The following is a 16,973-nucleotide window of genomic DNA, read 5'->3' as shown; positions in this document are numbered from 1 at the left end:
CGGTGGCAGATCAGGCGCGGGCCAGCGCCTTCAGGCGGTAGAGCGCATCGAGCGCCTCGCGTGGGCTGAGCGTATCAGGCTGGATCTCGCTCAGCAGGCGCTCGACTTCGGTGGGCTCACTATCGATAGGGTAAGCCTCGGCGGGCAGCGCGGCAAACAGATCAATCTGGTGATCGGACCGCTTTTGCTCGGCTTCGAGCGACTCGAGGGCGGCGCGTGCCTGCCGGATCAGCCCCGGCGGCATACCCGCCAGGCGGGCCACCTGCACGCCATAGCTGCGGCTGGCCGGGCCAGGCTGGATGTCGTGCAGAAACACGATGTCGTCGCCGGACTCGGCGGCCCCCACGTGCACATTGATGGCGTGCTCGTGCTTTTCAGGGAAAGCGGTCAGCTCGAAGTAGTGCGTGGCGAACAGCGTGAAGGCACGGTTCTTGTCGTGCAGGTGGCTGGCGATGCTGCCGGCCAGCGCCAGGCCGTCGAAGGTGGAGGTGCCGCGCCCGATTTCGTCCATCAGCACCAGCGAATGCTCGGTGGCGGTGTGCACGATGGCCGCGGCCTCGACCATCTCCAGCATGAAGGTGGACTGCGCATTGGCCAGGTCGTCAGCCGCGCCGATGCGGGTGTGGATGGCATCGACCGGGCCCAACCGGCACGACTGCGCCGGCACGCACGAGCCGATGGCGGCCAGCAGCACGATGAGCGCCACCTGCCGCATATAGGTCGACTTGCCGCCCATGTTGGGGCCGGTGATCAGCAGCATGCGGCGGTTGGCGTCGAGCCGGCAGTCGTTGGGCATGAAGGTGCCGGCGCCGGTTTCGAGCAAGCGGGCCTCGACCACCGGGTGGCGACCTTGCTCGATCTCGATGCAGGGCTGCGGCACGAATTGCGGTCGGCACCACCCCAGCGTCGTGGCGCGCTCGGCCAGCGCGGCCAGCACGTCGAGCGTGGCCAGCGCACGAGCCAGGGCCGACAGCACGCCGAGATGCGGCATCAGCGCGTCGAGCAGTTGCTCGAACAGCAGCTTCTCGCGCGCCAGGGCGCGCTCTTGCGCCGACAAGGCCTTGTCCTCGAAGGCTTTCAGCTCGGGCGTGATGAAGCGCTCGGCGTTCTTGAGCGTCTGGCGGCGCTGGTAGTCGAGCGGCACCTTGCTGGCCTGCCCTTGCGTGACCTCGATGTAGAAGCCATGCACCTTGTTGAACTGCACGCGCAAGTTCGGGATGCCGGTGCGTTCGCGCTCGCGAGTTTCGAGGTCGAGCAAGAAGGCGTCGCAGTTTTGCGAAATGGCGCGCAACTCGTCGAGCTCGGCGTCGAAGCCGGTGGCGATGACGCCGCCGTCGCGCAGCAGCACGGCGGGCTCCTCGGCCACGGCGCGCGTCAGCAGCGCGGGAATATCGGGTGGCGGGTTCAGCGCGTCGCGGCAGGCCGCGAGCAGCACGGTATCGGACGCTGCATCGGGCAGCGCCGCGCGGAGCTCGCCGAGGCCGCCCAGCGTGCTGCGCAGCCCGGCCAGCTCGCGCGGACGCACCTGCCGCAACGCCACCCGGGCGGTGATGCGCTCGACATCGCTCACGTGCCGCAGCGCCTCGCGCAGCGACTCGAAGCCCTGCCCGCGCAGCGCTTCGACGGCGTCCAGCCGGGCCACGGCTTGCGAGCGGTCGCGCGCCGGGTGGGTGAGCCAGTGGCGCAGCGCGCGGCTGCCCATGCCGGTGCGGCACGTGTCGAGCAGCGACAGCAGCGTCGGGCTGTCCTCGCCGCGCAGCGTCTGCAGCAGCTCGAGGTTGCGCTGCGTGGCGGCGGGCAGCTCCAGCAGGTCGCTCGCCCGCTCGACCCGCAACGCGTTGACGTGCGCCAGCGATTTGCCCTGGGTGTGCTCGGCAAAGCTCAGCAGGGCGGCGGCTGCGGCGTGGGCCTGCGGCAGATCCTGCGCGTTGTAGCCCGCCAGCGTCGCCGCCCCCATCTGTTCGCACAGTTTGCGCAGGCCCAGGGCGCTGTCGAATTGCCAAGCCGGCCGGTAGGTGATCGGCGCGCGATGTTGCACCAGGGCGGCCGGCACGCGGTCGCGGTCCACCAGGATCTCGGCCGGCTGCAGGCGAGCCAGCCAAGCGCTCAGCTCGCGCTCGTCGCACTCGGTCAGCACGATCTCGCCGCGCGTCAGCCCCAGCCAGGCCAGACCAAAACGGGGTTTGCCCTTGCCGGGCTTGGTGGGCGCCACGGCAAGCAGGATCGAGTCGGCCCGCTCGGCCAGCAGCTCGCTGTCGGTGACCGTGCCGGGCGTGACGACCCGCACCACCTTGCGCTCGACCGGCCCCTTGGCCGTGGCCACGTCGCCCACCTGCTCGGCGATGGCCACCGCTTCACCCAGCTTGATGAGCTTGGCCAGATACGACTCGATAGAGTGCACCGGCACGCCGGCCATCACGACCGGCTCGCCGCCCGACTGGCCCCGCTGCGTCAGCGTGATGTCGAGCAGGCGATGAGCCTTGCGGGCGTCGTCGTAAAACAGCTCGTAGAAGTCGCCCATCCGGTAGAGCACCAGCGTGTCCGGAAACTCGGCCTTGATGCGCAGGTACTGCTGCATCATCGGAGTGTGCGGCGTGGCTGTGTTTTCGGCGGGCAACGGCGTGGCAGACATCTGCAAACTCGGCAAGGTGATTCGTGGGCAGCGCGGAGGCGACATTGTGCACACCCGAGTCGCCGACGCGCCTGCAGGGGGCGGCGTTAATAGATCATGCGAGAACGCAACCCCGGGCGACCGGCGCGAGGCTAAGCTAGCGCCGTTTGCTTCACTACACCGATACGAGACCGACCATGAACATCCAGGCCCTCAAGGACTCTCTGCAACAGCTTCGCCAGCACCTTGAAAGTGGCGGGCCGGTTGATGCAGAGCTCAAGCAACTGCTGGTGACGCTCGATCAGGACATCCACCACGTGATCACCAAGCAGGAAGCCGGCGAGGCACACGAGTCGGCGCTGGTCGAGCGGGCTCAGCACGTATCGGCGCAACTGGCGGCCGAGCACCCCGTGCTGGAATCGGCCATGCGCCAACTGGCCGACACGCTGGGCAAGATGGGGATCTGACCCTCTGGCTCAGCGCGACCCGCCACGCGGCCCCCGAGGGGCGGTGGTGCGCGCCGGGCCGCGCGGTGCGGTGCTGCGGCTGCCTTCGCTGCGCGGGCCGCCACGCTGGTCCCCACGCTGGTCGCGCGAAGGGCCACGATCGGCCGGGCCGCGCGAGTCACGCGAATCACGCTGATCACGGCCACCACGGGTATCGCGGCTGTCCCGCGATGCCGGGCGGGCGTCACGGTACGGCCGATCCTCGCGCGCCGCTGATTCTTCGGGCTTGCGAATACGCACCGCCACCTTCTTCACCGCCGGTGTCGCCGGGGCGATCACCGGCGTGAACGCTTCGGCGCTGTGCGCGGCGGCATGCGGGTCGACAAAACCGTCGTCCTGGCCAATCGTGCCGGCCATGCTGTCGCCTCGGGCCTTGCTCAGTGGCTTGCGCACGCCAGGCTTGGCGGTCAACTTGGCTTTGGGCGCCTTGGCCGGCTTGGTGGCAGCGGCCTCGGCGCCCTCACCCATCGCGGCTTCGAGCGCATGTAGCGGGGCGTCGGCGTCGTCTCCCTCAGCGTCGGTGGCTCGGGCGGCATCGGCGGCCAGGTCTTCTTCCTTGATGACGCGAGTGAACGGGGTCAGCGTCTGCACCAATTGCCCATAGATCTTGGGCGTGCCGGCCACCACTTCGCGTTGGTACAGGTAGTCCGGCTCGCCGGTGAAGTTGCCGATCAGGCCGCCGGCTTCGGTGATGATCAGCGCGCCAGCCGCCACGTCCCACGGGCTCAAGCCGGTCTCGAAGAAGCCGTCGTAATAGCCGGCCGCCACGTAGCAGAGATCGAGCGAGGCCGCGCCGGGGCGACGCAGGCCGGCGCACTGCGTCATCACGGCCTCGAACATCTTCATGTAGCGCTGGAAGTTGTCGCCCTTGCGGAACGGGAAGCCCGTGCCGATCAGCGCCTCGGTGATGCGAATGCGCTTGGACACCCGCAGGCGGCGGTCATTGAGAAAGGCCCCCTTGCCCTTCGATGCGTAGAACAGATCGTTGCGCGATGGGTCGTAGACCACCGCTTGCTGGATCTGCCCGCGAAAGCTCAGTGCGATCGACACGGCATAGACCGGGAAGCCGTGGATGAAATTGGTGGTGCCATCGAGCGGGTCGATGATCCAGAGGTAGTCGCTGTCCTTGGCGCCGCGCGAACGGCCCGACTCCTCGGCCAGAATGGCGTGGCCAGGGTAAGCCGTGAGCAGCGTGTCGATGATGGCCTCTTCTGCAGCCTGGTCTACCTCGGTGACGAAGTCGTTGTGCGACTTGGCACTGACCTGTACCCGCTCAAGATCGAGCGACGCCCGGTTGATGATCGACCCGGCCTTGCGCGCGGCGGTGATGGCAACGTTGAGCATCGGGTTGAGGGCGGCTTGAGACATGAGCGAACCTATGAAAAGGTGATGCAGCGGCAACCCGCACAGCGCACGCACAAAAGCGAGGCGCGGCTGGTTGGCGCAGGGGTACAGACGAGGCAGCGGTGAGAAAAGAGCAGGTGGCGGGCACGACAAATGCGGCCGCACGCCACGGATAATCGATCATTTTAAGGGCCGGGGCCATTTTTGTGTCGATTTCTGCAGCCAACCCACCGGATTTGGGCGTGACATCTGAGGCAGAGCGCGCCGTGCCGCTTGAGAACACGTCGAGCGATCGAGTCGCAGCCGACTCCACACGTTTCGTGCTGATCGGCACCAGCCATGCCGGCAACGTGGGCGCCACCGCCCGCGCCATGAAGGTCATGGGCTTTTCGGATCTGGTGCTGGTCAACCCGCGCTTCAGCGATGTGTTGAGCCAGCAAGATGCTCTCGACATGGCTTGCGGCGCCACCGACATCTTGAACAGCGCGCGCATCGTCGGCAGCCTGGCTGAAGCGCTGGACGGTGTGAGCCTGGCCTGCGCCACGGCGATGACGCCGCGCGATTTCGGCCCGCCGACCCGCGCACCGCGCGAGTATTTCGCCGAGCTGGCGCGCACGCCGCATCGCGTGGCCTTCGTTTTCGGCTGCGAGCGCTACGGCATGAGCAACGACGACGTCTACCGCTGCCACACCTGCTTGAGCATCCCCGCTGCGCCGGGTTACGGCTCGCTGAATCTGGCGCAGGCCGTGCAGGTGCTGGCCTACGAGTGGCGACAAGCGCTCGGCGGCTTCGACGTGGTGCCGCGCACACTCGATGCCCGTCTGGCCAGTGGCGGCGCCGTGCAAGGCATGCTCGGGCATTTTGAGCGAGCCTTGGTTCACCTCGGTTTCTTGAACCCCGCCGCCCCCAAGAAACTGATGCCGCGCCTGAACCAGCTCTTCAATCGCGCCCAGCCGACCGAAGAAGAAATCCACATCCTGCGCGGCATTGCCAACTCGATCCTGGAGACCCGCCGTGAGCCGCGCTGACCCCCACGCCCCGCTCGACGCTGTGTGGATGCGCGGCGATGCCTGCAAAGGCCTGTTCTTCCGTGCTGACGACCTGCCTCGGGACTACGACGACCGCGTGCAATGGTTGGCCCGCCTGATGGGCAGTCCTGACCCAACAGGGCGGCAGATCGACGGCCTCGGTGCGGGCTCCATCGACACCAGCTGCGTGGTGGTGCTGTCGCGCAGCAAGCGTTTTCGGCATGACATCGACTACTGGTGCGGCAAGGTCGACCCCGTCACGGGCTTGATCGACTCGCGCGGCGCCATCGGCGACCTGGCCGCTGCGGCGGGCCCGGCCGCGGTGTGGCTCAAACTCGTCGAGCCCCAAGGCGAGCGCGCGGCCTTGCGGCTCTGGCAAGTCAACGAAGGCTACACGGTCGAAGCCCGCTTCGACCTGCAAGACGGCCAGCCGGTGGAGGTGGGCGACTTCAGAAGCGAAGCGGCGCCCTTCCCTGGCGCCGCCATCGAGCTGACGGTCTTCGAGCCGGGGAGCAGCACCGCAAATCAGGATGACGACGAACCGAAATCGACCCGGCGACTCGGCAGCGCCCGGCGCCTGATGCAAGGGATCGTCGTGCCGGCTTGACTCGCTGCCAGAACCGCGCCGACCTTGCACCCCACAGGGCTGTGCTCCTGCGCCGCTAAACTGACTGCCCCTGCGCCTTACAACAAAGAACACCCACACCCATGCTGTTCTCGCGTCTTCGAGAAGACATCGCCTGCATCCGCGAACGCGACCCGGCCGCCCGCTCGGCCTGGGAGGTGCTGACCTGCTACCCCGGCCTGCACGCCATCGTCATGCACCGCTGGGCGCACGCTTGCTGGACGCATGGCTTCTTGTGGCTGGGTCGTTTCATTTCGCACCTCAACCGCTTCTTCACGGGTATCGAGATCCACCCCGGCGCCAAGGTCGGCCGCCGCGTGTTCATCGATCACGGCATGGGCGTGGTGGTGGGCGAAACCGCCGAAATCGGCGACGAGTGCACCATCTACCAGGGCGTGACGCTCGGCGGCACGTCGCTCACACGCGGCGCCAAGCGCCACCCGACGCTGGGGCGCGGCGTCATCGTGGGCGCCAATGCTCAGGTGCTGGGCGGCTTCACGGTAGGCGATGGCGCCCGCGTGGGCTCGAACGCGGTGGTCGTCAAACCGGTTCCAGCGGGCGCTACGGCAGTTGGCAACCCCGCGCGCATCTTGCACGCGGCTGTCGTGGACCCGGACGATGCCAAGCGCGCCGAGCGCGAGGCGGCTGCGGCACGCATGGGTTTTTCGGCTTACGGCGTGACCGAGGGCGACGACCCGCTGGCGCAAGCCATGCGCGGGCTGATCGATCACGCCGCCGGCCACGAGCACCAGATCACGCTGCTGTGGGAAGCCATTCGCAAGCTGGCTGGCGAAGCCACCACCGAGTCGGCCCGGGCCTGCTTGCCGCAAGACGCGCAGACCACCGAGCACTTCGACGCCGACGGCCTGAACCGCCTGGTCAAGTGATCTGATCAGATCAAAGCAGCAGCAAGGCCGGCGGCAGCAACAGCATCCAGGGGCCGCGCGGATCGCGAGGCAGTTCGACCTTGAGCGGCGCGCTGGGCGGCGAGACGTAGCCGTCCGGCTCGATGGTGCGGTAGCGGAAGTACGCCGTGCCGCTGACCGCAATACTGCCCGGCTCGGCATGCCAGCCAGGGCCCTTGATGCGCCATTGCGGCGTGCTCAATTCGGTCTGCGCAATCGGTTGCTTGAATTGCTCGTCTTGCGCCAATTCGACGGCGTAGCGCACCGCGCCCGCCGCGCCACCAGGCGCGCTGGCGTCCGCCACCTCGCCCCAACTCAGAATCAGCGCGCCGTCTTCGGCCAGGCGGTTCGACGGTGGCAGCGGCAAGGGGCGCACGTCAAACTGCTGCACCGTCCCCCAGGGGCCTGCGTCAATACCTCGCTCGGCGCTGACGATGTTGCTGCCCAGGCGCCAGTAGTAGTGGCCGGGCTGGCTGAAGCCCAGGCTGAGGCTGTCGCCACTCAACCCATCACGTTGCTCGACCAGTTGTTTGAATTCGGCATCACGCGCCACCTGCAGGCGGCTGTGAGTGGCCAGCGCGTTGGGCGCCCATGAAAACAGGATGGCGCCGACCGGGTGCTTGGTTTGTGGCCGCGGCGCCTGCGATGCCGGTGGCTCGGGGCGCGCCTTCAAAACGAACACATGGTAGGCGTCGAAACCCTCGATGCCGGCGGCGCTGATTTGCCGCACGCGCAGATGCCAGGTGCCGTCTTCGAGGCCACCCACGTGCAAGGCTTCGGTGGCGGCCATCTTCTGGTCGAACACCACCTCGTTGAAATCGGCACCGCGCGCGACCTGTACGCGCACCGGTTGGGGATGCGGCCACTCAAAGCGCACCAGCGGCACTTCAACCCGCTCAGCCAAACCGGCCAGATCGGGCGCCGGCAGCAGCGGCTCCAGCTGCATGCCGCCCTGTGCGTTGACGTAAGCGCCCCGCCCCGGCTGCAGCAGCGTCGAGGCGGTTGATTGGGCCTGACTCGTGCGAGCGTCCACCTGCACACGGCCATCGAGCACCTCCACGCGGGTGGCGGGGCCCGCCTCGGCAGCAGGCTCCACGCCCACGCGGTAATCGGTGCCCCGCACGCCGACCACGGTCGTGGGGGTTTCGACCTCCAGCGGCTTGGCACGATTGATCTTGCTGGCCAGTACCTCCATCGAGCCGCGCACCAGACGCATCGTGCCGACGAACCAGCCCTCGGTTGCCGGCGAGCCGCCTTTGGCGGCTGCTGGCGTGGATGCCGCTCCGGTGGTGGGTGCCGAGCTCGGCGCATTGGCCGCCACCGAGGCCGGTGCGGGCACGCCGCGCGCGCCACGCCCTGCCACCACCCGGCTGGCGCTCAGCGCCGCCAGGCTGTTGGGCAGCAAACGGACGCGCGAGCCGTCAGCCAGGCCGATCACGGCCGAGCCTCGCTCGCTGGTGGCGAGCTGCGTGCCTTCGAGCAGGTTGTCGCCGGTGTGCATGGCATGCACGCCGCTGGCGTCGGTGGCCTGGACTTCGCCCTCGACGTCGATCACGCGACTGGCTACCGGCAGCGTCTTGACCAGGTGCGACGGCACGCGCAGCACTTGCCCAGGCAGCAAGAGATTGGGGTCGGCGAGCTGGTTGAAATTGGCAACCTCGCGCCACGCACGGGGAGAGATCAACACTTGACGGGACAAGCCGATCAGGGAGTCTCGCCGCACCACGGTCAATTCGATCCAAGGTTCAGCGGATCTGGCAGAGGCATGCACTGATCGGCCCGCAGCCTGCAAGCCGGAAGATGCACAACAAGCCAGCGAAGCCGCAACCACCCACCGCAGCGTGCCGGGCCAGACGCTCGAAGCAAGGAGTGGGATGGATCGCATGACAGCAGTCTCCCGAAGCCAAAGAGCGCGGCATCTGCGCCGCAGGTGGTATCAAGTTTCGCTGGGCGGCATCGGTCGCAAAGCCGACTTGGGTCTGAATGTCGCACAAACTGCCGGGTCCGTCTCTAGATACGGGCCCCCGATCAGGTCGATGCAATACGGCACGGCAGCAAAAATACCGGGCACGACGCTCACTCCCGCGGCTTCTTTCAGCCCTCCGAGCGTCTCGGCAATCGACTTGGGCTGACCCGGCAGGTTGATGATCAGTGCTTTGCCACGGATCACGGCAGTCTGACGCGACAAGATGGCTGTGGGCACAAAGCGCAGGCTGATCTGGCGCATCTGCTCGCCAAATCCGGGCATCTCGCGCTCGGCCACATCGAGCGTGGCGTCCGGGGTCACATCGCGCGGCGCCGGGCCGGTGCCTCCGGTGGTCAAAACCAGGTCGCAGTCTTGCTCGTCGACCAGTTCGCGCAAGGTTGCGGCAATCAGCGGACGCTCGTCGGCGATCAAGCGGGGCTCCCAGCTGACCGGGTTACGCAATGCGCGTGTCAACCAGTCCTGCAGGGCCGGAATGCCCTTGTCTTCGTAGACACCGCTGCTGGCGCGGTCGCTCACAGAAACGAGCCCGATCTTGACGGGTTGGTAGACGCTGGCCATGTCAGTCCTCTCGCACGTCGTCGTCGCGATGGTCCGAACCGCCGGTGGAACTGGAGTCGGACTCCAGCTGCGCCTTCACGAACTGGAACAGCTCGCGAAAGCCTCGCCCGCTGCGCTTTTCGGGCGCCTCGGCGGCATCCTTGCGCGCCGAACGAATCAGGGTGCGCAGTTGCTGCACGTCTGAGCCCGGGAATTCATCGGCCCAGCGGGTGACGGCCTCGTCAGACCTGATCAGCTCGCTGCGCCACAGCTCGGCCTGATGCAGCGCCAGGGCGTTTCGGGCGGTGCCCAGCTCGAAGGCGGCCACGGCCTCGCGAATCGGCTCGGGGTCGGCCGCGCGCATTAGTTTGCCGATGTACTGCATTTGCCGGCGCTTGCCTTCAAACGAACGCGTGGCCTTGTATTGCTCGATCGCATCACGCAGGCTCTCGGGCATCTCGATGTCCGCCAGGCGGCTCTCGGGCAGGCGCACGAGGTGCTCGCCCAAGTCCTGCAGTTCGTGAGAAGCCTTCTTGCGCTGGGTTCGGCTGGGGCGCTCGCTGCGGGTGAGCCGTGGGGCGGCTTCGGGCTCGAACGAGTCGTCGGGGTCGTGCATGGTGTGGGGTCGAAATCGTTGGTAGACAGCTGCCGGCCGGCGCCCCACCTCACGCAAACCACAGGAGGACGGGCACCGCACAGCATGGCTATCATACGTTTCGCCTTTCACCCCAGCACACACCTCATGTCGCGCAACACCACCCGCTCTCGTTCTTCTTCGGCCTCGCCGGCTCCCACGTCGTCGCAGGGTTTCGCCCACAGCCGCGAGCAGTTCGAGCAACTGGTTGAAGACGCGCTCAAGATGGCCAAGAACCTGGGCGCCAGCGATGCGATCGCCGAGGTGTCCGAGGGCGCCGGCTTGTCGGTGTCGGTCCGCAAGGGCGAGATCGAGAACGTCGAGCGCAACCGCGACAAGTCCATCGGCGTCACGGTGTACCTCGGGCAGCGCCGTGGCAACGCAAGCACGTCTGACTTCTCGCGCGAGGCGCTGGAGCAAACCGTGCGCGCCGCGTATGACATCGCCCGCTACACCGCCGAAGACCCGGCGGCCGGCCTGCCTGACGAAACCGATCTGGCCCTGGGCGATGCCGCACGGTTGGATCTCGACCTCTTCCACCCCTGGAACATCAACGCCGATCAGGCCGCCGAGATCGCGCGCCGCTGCGAAGCCGCCGCCATCAAGACGGACAAGCGCATCACCAACTCCGAAGGCGCGGGCGTGTCGGCGCAGCAATCGCACTTCTTTGCTGGCAACACACGCGGTTTTCGAGGCGGCTACGCCAGCTCGCGCCATTCGCTGTCGGTCGCGCCGATTGCCGGTCGGGGCGACGGCATGCAGCGCGACGCCTGGTACACCTCGATGCGGGCGCCGGAAGATATGTCGTCCCCGGAAGCCGTGGGCCGCTACGCCGCCGAGCGGGCCTTGTCGCGCCTGAAGTCGCGCAAGATCGCGACCTGCGAAGTGCCGGTGCTGTTCGAGTCCACCCTGGCGGCCGGCCTGCTGGGCGCCTACGTGCAAGCCACCAGCGGCGGCGCGCTGTATCGCAAGGCCACCTTCCTGGTCGACAGCCTGGGCCAGCGGATCTTCCCGGAGCACATCAGCATCGATGAAGACCCGCACATCCGCAAAGCCAAGGGCAGTGCCCCGTTTGATGACGAAGGCGTGATCACGCGAGCACGCAAGGTGGTGGACGCTGGCGTGACGCAAGGCTATTTCTTGTCCAGCTATTCGGCGCGCAAGCTCGGCATGCGTACCACCGGCCACGCGGGCGGCTCGCAAAACCTCACCTTTTGCAGCAAGCTCACGAAGGCGTCGGACAACCTCGACGCGATGCTCAAAAAGTTGGGCCGGGGCTTGTTCGTGATCGAGCTGATGGGCCAAGGCGTCAACTACGTGACGGGCGACTATTCACGCGGCGCGGCAGGCTTCTGGGTCGAGGGCGGCAAGATCGCCTACCCCGTCCATGAGATCACCATCGCTGGCAACCTGCGCGACATGTTCCAGCAGATCGCAGCGGTCGGCGCCGACACCTACAACATGGGCACCAAGACGATCGGCTCGGTGCTGATCGAGCGCATGAAGGTGGCTGGCCACTGAGGCCGCCGCCGTCTGACTCAAAAAATATTCAACAGGAGACACCCCCATGCAACGACGTTCCTTTGTCAGCGGCGCGGGCCTCGCAGGCGTGCTGGCCGCCGGTGCTGCCCCGGCCATCGTCCATGCGCAGACCACCGTGCGCTGGCGCCTGGCATCGAGCTTCCCCAAGTCGCTCGACACGATCTACGGCGCGGCCGAAGTCTTCACCAAGAAGATCGCCGACATGTCCGGCGGCAAGTTCCAGATCTCGGTGCATGCGGGTGGCGAGCTGATCAAGCCGTTCGAGGTGGTCGATGCCGTGCAGAACGCGTCTGTCGAGATGGCCCACACGGCGCCCTACTACTTCTTCGGCAAGGACGAAACCTTCGCCATCGGTTGCGCCATCCCGTTCGGCCTCAACTCGCGTCAGATGACGGCCTGGATGGTCGAGGGCAACGGCTTGAAGCTGATGCGCGAGTTCTACGCCAAGTACAACATCATCAACTTCCCGGGTGGCAATACCGGGGCGCAGATGGGCGGCTGGTACAAGAAGCCGATCAAATCGCTGGCCGACATGAAAGGCCTGCGCATGCGAATCGGCGGCTTCGCCGGGCGGGTGATCGAGCGACTGGGCTCCGTGCCGCAGGCCATCCCCGGCGGCGAGATCTATCAGGCGCTTGAAAAGGGCACCATCGACGCGGCCGAATGGGTCGGCCCCTACGACGACCAGAAGCTCGGCTTTCAAAAGGTGACCAGCTACTACCACTACCCCGCATGGTGGGAAGGCGGCCCGCAGCTCGACTTCTTCATCAACACCAAGGCCTACGAGGCGCTGAACAGCGAGTACAAGGCCATGATCGAGGCAGCTTCGTACCAGGCTCACGTAGACATGCAAGCCAAGTACGACGCTCGCAACCCGCTGGCATTGAAGCAGCTCGCCGCAGCCAAGGTCAACTTCGTGCCGATGCCCAAAGATGTGATGGAGGCGGCCTACAAGGCTTCGCAAGACATCTACGCCGAGCTCAACGCCAAGAACGCCAACTGGCGCAAGGTCTACGAAGACTACGCCCGCTTCTTGAAAGACGAGAACCTGTGGTTCCGCTTCACCGAGGCGCGTTTCGACAGCTTCATGCAGAACCTGAAGTAATCGGTGCCACGCCACCGCGAAAAGAAACGCCGCTCATGTAGCGGCGTTTTTCTTGGGCGCACGGCGCGCATCACTTGCCGCTTGCAGCCTCGGATTTCAGTGCGTCGTTGAGCGCTCGCGAGTCGGCATCGTCCACGGCCGGCTCCGATCTCGACGCGGCGGGCGCCGGCGGGGCGTCGTCCACCGGGGCTTCGATCTTCACCTTGTCGAGGTCGACCGCCACTTCCTTGTCGAGCCAGTAGCTCACGGAGTTCGGCCAGAAGATCACCACCGCCACCAGCAGCAATTGCATGGCCACCCAGGGTAGCGCGCCGAGGTAGATGTCACGCGAGGCCACGGGCCGGTCGATGGCTCCGCCCTTGTGAATCTGGTCGGCGATGCCGCGCAGGTAGAACAGCGCAAAGCCGAACGGCGGGTGCATGAAGCTGGTCTGCATGTTGACGCAAAGCAGCACACCAAACCAGATCAGGTCGATGCCCAGCTTGTCGGCCACCGGCGCCAGCAGCGGCACGATGATGAAGGCGATCTCGAAGAAGTCGAGGAAGAAGGCCAGGAAGAACACGAAGATGTTCACCACGACCAGGAAGCCGATGCGCCCGCCTGGCAGGTGCGACAGCATGTTCTCGATCCACTTGGCGCCGTCCACACCCTGGAAGACCAGCGAGAACACGCTGGAGCCGATCAGGATGAACACCACCATGGCCGTCAGGCGCATCGTCGAGTCCATGCCTTGCCAGACCAGCTTCCAGCTCAGGCGGCGATGCATGGCCGCCAGCACCAGCGCGCCGATGGCGCCGAGCGCGCCCGCCTCGGTGGCGGTCGCCCAGCTCATGAAGATCGTGCCCAGCACCAGAAAGATCAGCACGATCGACGGGATCATGCCCCACAGCACGCGTTTCCAGAGTGCCCAACCGCGCTGCACGCGGGCCTCAGGCGGCAAGGGCGGCACCCACTTAGGGCGCAGCACGGCCACCGCTACGGTGTAGGCCAGAAAGATCAGCGTCTGCAATATCGAGGGGCCGATCGCGCCCTTGTACAGGTCACCCACCGGCTTGCCCAGTTGGTCGGCCAGCACCACCAGCACCAGCGACGGCGGGATCAGCTGCGTGATCGTGCCGGATGCCGCGATCACGCCCGTGGCGTAGCGCATGTCGTAGCCGTAGCGCATCATGATCGGCAGCGAGATCACGCCCATCGCGATCACGCTGGCGGCCACGGTGCCGGTGATGGCCCCCAGGATCGCGCCGACGATGATGACCGCGAAACCCAGCCCGCCCGGCAAGCCGCCAAACAGCTGACCGCTGCCTTCGAGCAGGTCTTCAGCCAGGCCACATCGTTCGAGGATGGCGCCCATGAAGGTGAAGAACGGGATCGCCAGCAGCAGGTCGTTCGACATGATGCCGAAAACGCGCAGCGGCAGGTTCGACAGGAATGCCTCGGGGAAGTAGCCCCACGACACCGCCAGAAAGCCGAACCCCAGCCCGAGCGCGCCGAGCGAAAACGCCGCCGGGAACCCGATCAGCATGACCACGACGAGCATGCCGAACATCACCGGCGCCATGAACTCCATCGGGATCATTGCAGCGGCCTTTCGTAGTGCGTATCCATGGCATAAGAACCGCGCAAGAAGCCGACACGCTTGAGGATCTCGGCCACGCCTTGCAGGATCAGCAGGCCGAAGCCGACCGGGATCAGAGCCTTGACCGGCCAGCGCAGCAGGTCGGCGGCGTTGTTCGACACCTCGTGCTGCACGTAGGCGTCATGCACGAAGGTGATGGACGTCCAGACCATGACGCCGCACAGCGGCATGTAGAACAGCACGAAGCCCAGCAGGTCAATGACGGCCTTGGTCTTGCCGCTGCGCGATCCGTAGAGCACGTCCACCCGCACATGCTCATTGAGCGTGACCAGCACGGGCGCGCCGAAGAAAACCGTGGCGGCGAACAGATACCACTGGATGTCTGACCACCAGCCGGAGCCGCCATGAAAGGCGTAGCGGGCCGTGGCGTTGCCGGCACAAATGAGGCAGGTCGCCAGCACCAATACGCTGGCGATGTGGCCGAATAGACGCGAGATGGCGTCCATCGCGCGGATGTACGTGAGGATCACGGGGGGCACGAGTTGTCTCCTCGTTGCAGAACAACCCCGTGCCTGGCGCGATCTCGCCAACTGCGTGGCAGCGGGGTTTTATCGTTTTATGAGTGATGCAGACTTTTGCGGATCAAGCCGTGGTCGCAGCGTAAAACAACTTGCCCGAGCGGGCCCCGCTGCGGCAAAAGGCCAGAATCGGCTTGGGCAAGGTCTTGAGCAGTTCGGCGAAGCGAGCGATTTCTTCAGGCGATTGATAAGCGCCGCTGACCGGCAAGTGCACGTATTGCAGCCCGGCCGCCTGAGCCGCAGCTTCGATGCTGGCACTGGTGGGCTGATCCGGCCCGCCTTCGAAATCAGGGCGGTTGTTGATCACGCTCTTGAAACCAGCCCGCGCCACGTCGGCCATAGCTTCTGGCGAAAGCTGGGGGGCTGCGCACACGTCGGCGCTCAAGGTCTGGAGGGGCAAACTCATGGTGAATCGCTTCCTGATCTATGACGAGAACGAGCAGCCGTTGCCTGACTGCGGAAAAGCCATCCGGCCCGCTGCTTATTTGGTCAGAGCCTGTTTGACCGCTGCTGACACCAAGCCCATGTCGGCCTTGCCGGCCAGACGCTGCTTCACGGCCCCCATCACCTTGCCCATGTCGCCAGGGCCGGATGCGCCCAGTTCGGCCACGATGGCGACCACCTCGGCAGCCACTTCCTGCTCGCTCAAGCGAGCCGGCAGGTAGCCTTCGAGCACCGCCAGTTCTGCCGATTCCTTGTCCGCCAAGTCGGTGCGCCCGGCCTGCGAATATTGGGCGATCGAGTCCTTGCGCTGCTTGATCAGCTTGTCGACCACGGTGACAACCGCCGCGTCGTCCAACGTGATGCGCTCGTCGACTTCCTTCTGCTTGATCGCAGCCAGCAGCAAGCGGATCGTGCCGAGGCGTTCTGCCTCTTTGGCACGCATGGCCGATTTCATGTCTTCGGTGATCTGATCTTTGAGACTCATGGCGAATTCCTGGTGAGAAAGACAAAAGCCCGCATGGGCGTCCCCGCGCGGGCTTTTTGGCGTTCCGCTGAGAAAGGCGTCAACCGATCTGGCGGGTAGCGAGCCGTTGAACTCCGTGGAGCGCTACGGCCGATGCTCGACTGCGATCAGTAGAGCTTCTTCGGCAGTTGCATGCTGCGAACGCGCTTGTAGTGGCGCTTCACGGCGGCAGCCTTCTTGCGCTTGCGCTCCGCAGTGGGCTTCTCGTAGAACTCACGAGCGCGCAGCTCGGTCAGCAGGCCCAGCTTTTCGATGGTGCGCTTGAAGCGGCGCAGAGCCACGTCGAACGGTTCGTTTTCCTTGACACGGATGGTCGTCATGTACGGTTGCTTTCCAATTCAAATTAGTGCCGTTTATGCGCGAGGTTCATGCCAAGCCCTGGAAATTCCGCGGATCAAGGCCGGCGTCCTACCGTGATTCAGAAGCATCTAAAGAGACGCTACTTATACGCACTCGGCACAGCTTTACCAGTAAAGCCAGCGATTATATACCGCTGTCAAATTTGCGCAAATCAAAAATTATTGCCGTTGCCACCACGCAGGTGCAGGCGCCACGTGTTCGATCGATTGGTCGCGAATCGACACGCTCAGGCAATCAATCGTTCCATACCCTCCCAACACTTCCCCTGGCGCCAATTCAGCCCAGGGCAGGAGCACAAAAGCGCGCAAATGAGCGCGGGGATGCGGCAGCGTGAGCTCTGGCAATTGCAGCGTCAGTTGGTCGTAGGCCAGCAAGTCGAGGTCGAGCGTGCGCGGCGCGTTGACATAGGGGCGCTCGCGACCATGCTCCGCTTCGAGCGACAGCAAGGCCCGCAGCAATTCGAGCGGCGGCAAGCATGTGTCAAGTTGCGCGACAGCGTTGAGATAGTCGGGACCGGTAGCGTCAATCGGGGCGCTTTTGTACAACGACGAAACGCCGGTCAATCGACTGTTCGGCAATTGGTCGAGGGCCTGCGCAGCCCGGGCTAGCGTGCCACGCGCATCGCCCAGATTGGCCCCCAGCCCGACGAAGGCGACGCTCATTCT

General features: G+C 65.8%; 16 protein-coding genes and 1 pseudogene. 6 read left to right on the top strand and 11 right to left on the bottom strand.

Annotation, left to right across the window (positions count from 1 at the left end; translation table 11 throughout):
- Window positions 1-10 precede the first annotated feature (10 nt).
- A complete protein-coding gene (mutS, locus tag ACE3SS_RS00405; RefSeq protein WP_374590137.1) occupies window positions 11-2,632 on the bottom strand; it encodes a DNA mismatch repair protein MutS in 2,622 nt (873 codons plus the stop codon).
- Between the two features lie 176 nt (window positions 2,633-2,808).
- On the opposite strand from mutS, the gene ACE3SS_RS00400 reads away from it, so the two are divergent.
- Window positions 2,809-3,078, top strand: a complete 270-nt coding sequence (locus ACE3SS_RS00400) for a DUF4404 family protein (RefSeq protein WP_374590135.1) — start codon at window positions 2,809-2,811, stop codon at window positions 3,076-3,078.
- Between the two features lie 387 nt (window positions 3,079-3,465).
- On the opposite strand, the pseudogene ACE3SS_RS00395 reads toward ACE3SS_RS00400, so the two are convergent.
- Window positions 3,466-4,485 (bottom strand): annotated as a pseudogene (locus ACE3SS_RS00395) (inositol monophosphatase family protein); the annotation flags it as partial.
- A 242-nt stretch (window positions 4,486-4,727) separates the two neighbouring features.
- On the opposite strand from ACE3SS_RS00395, the gene ACE3SS_RS00390 reads away from it, so the two are divergent.
- From ACE3SS_RS00390 to cysE, 3 genes are all read left to right on the top strand, one after another.
- Window positions 4,728-5,489 (top strand): RNA methyltransferase, encoded by a 762-nt coding sequence (locus tag ACE3SS_RS00390; protein ID WP_374590165.1) that lies wholly within the window; start codon window positions 4,728-4,730, stop codon window positions 5,487-5,489.
- On the top strand, window positions 5,476-6,096 hold the full coding sequence (locus ACE3SS_RS00385; RefSeq protein WP_374590133.1) for a PrpF domain-containing protein: 621 nt from the start codon (window positions 5,476-5,478) through the stop codon (window positions 6,094-6,096). Before ACE3SS_RS00390 ends, ACE3SS_RS00385 begins: the two co-directional genes overlap by 14 nt.
- Window positions 6,097-6,200: 104 nt before the next feature.
- Window positions 6,201-7,001 carry a serine O-acetyltransferase gene (gene cysE, locus ACE3SS_RS00380; protein ID WP_374590163.1) on the top strand — a complete coding sequence of 267 codons (801 nt, stop codon included), beginning with the start codon at window positions 6,201-6,203 and terminating at the stop codon, window positions 6,999-7,001.
- A 10-nt stretch (window positions 7,002-7,011) separates the two neighbouring features.
- Here cysE and ACE3SS_RS00375 read toward each other — a convergent pair whose 3' ends face one another.
- From ACE3SS_RS00375 to yjgA, 3 genes are all read right to left on the bottom strand, one after another.
- Window positions 7,012-8,706, bottom strand: a complete 1,695-nt coding sequence (locus ACE3SS_RS00375; RefSeq protein ID WP_374590131.1) for a FecR domain-containing protein — start codon at window positions 8,704-8,706, stop codon at window positions 7,012-7,014.
- Between the two features lie 249 nt (window positions 8,707-8,955).
- Window positions 8,956-9,564, bottom strand: a complete 609-nt coding sequence (mog, locus tag ACE3SS_RS00370) for a molybdopterin adenylyltransferase (protein ID WP_374590129.1) — start codon at window positions 9,562-9,564, stop codon at window positions 8,956-8,958.
- Between the two features lies 1 nt (window position 9,565).
- Window positions 9,566-10,159, bottom strand: coding sequence for a ribosome biogenesis factor YjgA (gene yjgA, locus ACE3SS_RS00365; RefSeq protein ID WP_374590127.1), 594 nt, complete (start codon window positions 10,157-10,159; stop codon window positions 9,566-9,568).
- Between the two features lie 126 nt (window positions 10,160-10,285).
- On the opposite strand from yjgA, the gene pmbA reads away from it, so the two are divergent.
- On the top strand, window positions 10,286-11,698 hold the full coding sequence (gene pmbA / locus ACE3SS_RS00360) for a metalloprotease PmbA (RefSeq protein ID WP_374590125.1): 1,413 nt from the start codon (window positions 10,286-10,288) through the stop codon (window positions 11,696-11,698).
- A gap of 46 nt (window positions 11,699-11,744) precedes the next feature.
- Window positions 11,745-12,824, top strand: a complete 1,080-nt coding sequence (locus tag ACE3SS_RS00355; RefSeq protein ID WP_374590123.1) for a TRAP transporter substrate-binding protein — start codon at window positions 11,745-11,747, stop codon at window positions 12,822-12,824.
- Between the two features lie 70 nt (window positions 12,825-12,894).
- On the opposite strand, the gene ACE3SS_RS00350 is transcribed toward ACE3SS_RS00355, so the two are convergent.
- The 6 genes from ACE3SS_RS00350 to folK all read right to left on the bottom strand — a co-directional run bounded on the left by ACE3SS_RS00350 (window position 12,895) and on the right by folK (window position 16,970).
- Window positions 12,895-14,400, bottom strand: a complete 1,506-nt coding sequence (locus tag ACE3SS_RS00350; RefSeq protein ID WP_374590161.1) for a TRAP transporter large permease subunit — start codon at window positions 14,398-14,400, stop codon at window positions 12,895-12,897.
- Window positions 14,400-14,942 carry a TRAP transporter small permease subunit gene (locus ACE3SS_RS00345; protein WP_374590121.1) on the bottom strand — a complete coding sequence of 181 codons (543 nt, stop codon included), beginning with the start codon at window positions 14,940-14,942 and terminating at the stop codon, window positions 14,400-14,402. Before ACE3SS_RS00345 ends, ACE3SS_RS00350 begins: the two co-directional genes overlap by 1 nt.
- A 103-nt stretch (window positions 14,943-15,045) precedes the next feature.
- A complete protein-coding gene (locus tag ACE3SS_RS00340) occupies window positions 15,046-15,387 on the bottom strand; it encodes a TIGR01244 family sulfur transferase (RefSeq protein WP_374590119.1) in 342 nt (113 codons plus the stop codon).
- A gap of 75 nt (window positions 15,388-15,462) precedes the next feature.
- Complete coding sequence (locus ACE3SS_RS00335; RefSeq protein ID WP_374590117.1) at window positions 15,463-15,909, bottom strand: GatB/YqeY domain-containing protein; 447 nt, start codon at window positions 15,907-15,909, stop codon at window positions 15,463-15,465.
- A gap of 146 nt (window positions 15,910-16,055) precedes the next feature.
- The gene (gene rpsU / locus ACE3SS_RS00330) at window positions 16,056-16,268 is read right to left on the bottom strand and encodes a 30S ribosomal protein S21 (protein ID WP_012346814.1); all 213 of its coding nucleotides are present in this window, start codon (window positions 16,266-16,268) and stop codon (window positions 16,056-16,058) included.
- Between the two features lie 198 nt (window positions 16,269-16,466).
- Entirely contained in the window at window positions 16,467-16,970 is a 504-nt protein-coding gene (folK, locus tag ACE3SS_RS00325; RefSeq protein ID WP_374590113.1) for a 2-amino-4-hydroxy-6-hydroxymethyldihydropteridine diphosphokinase, read from the bottom strand.
- Window positions 16,971-16,973: the final 3 nt, after the last annotated feature.

Origin of the sequence: Aquabacterium sp., assembly GCF_041915145.1 — a bacterium.
GTDB lineage: Bacteria > Pseudomonadota > Gammaproteobacteria > Burkholderiales > Burkholderiaceae_C > Aquabacterium.
Note: the sequence above shows the minus strand (reverse complement) of the source record. Positions and strands in the feature narration are given on the sequence as shown.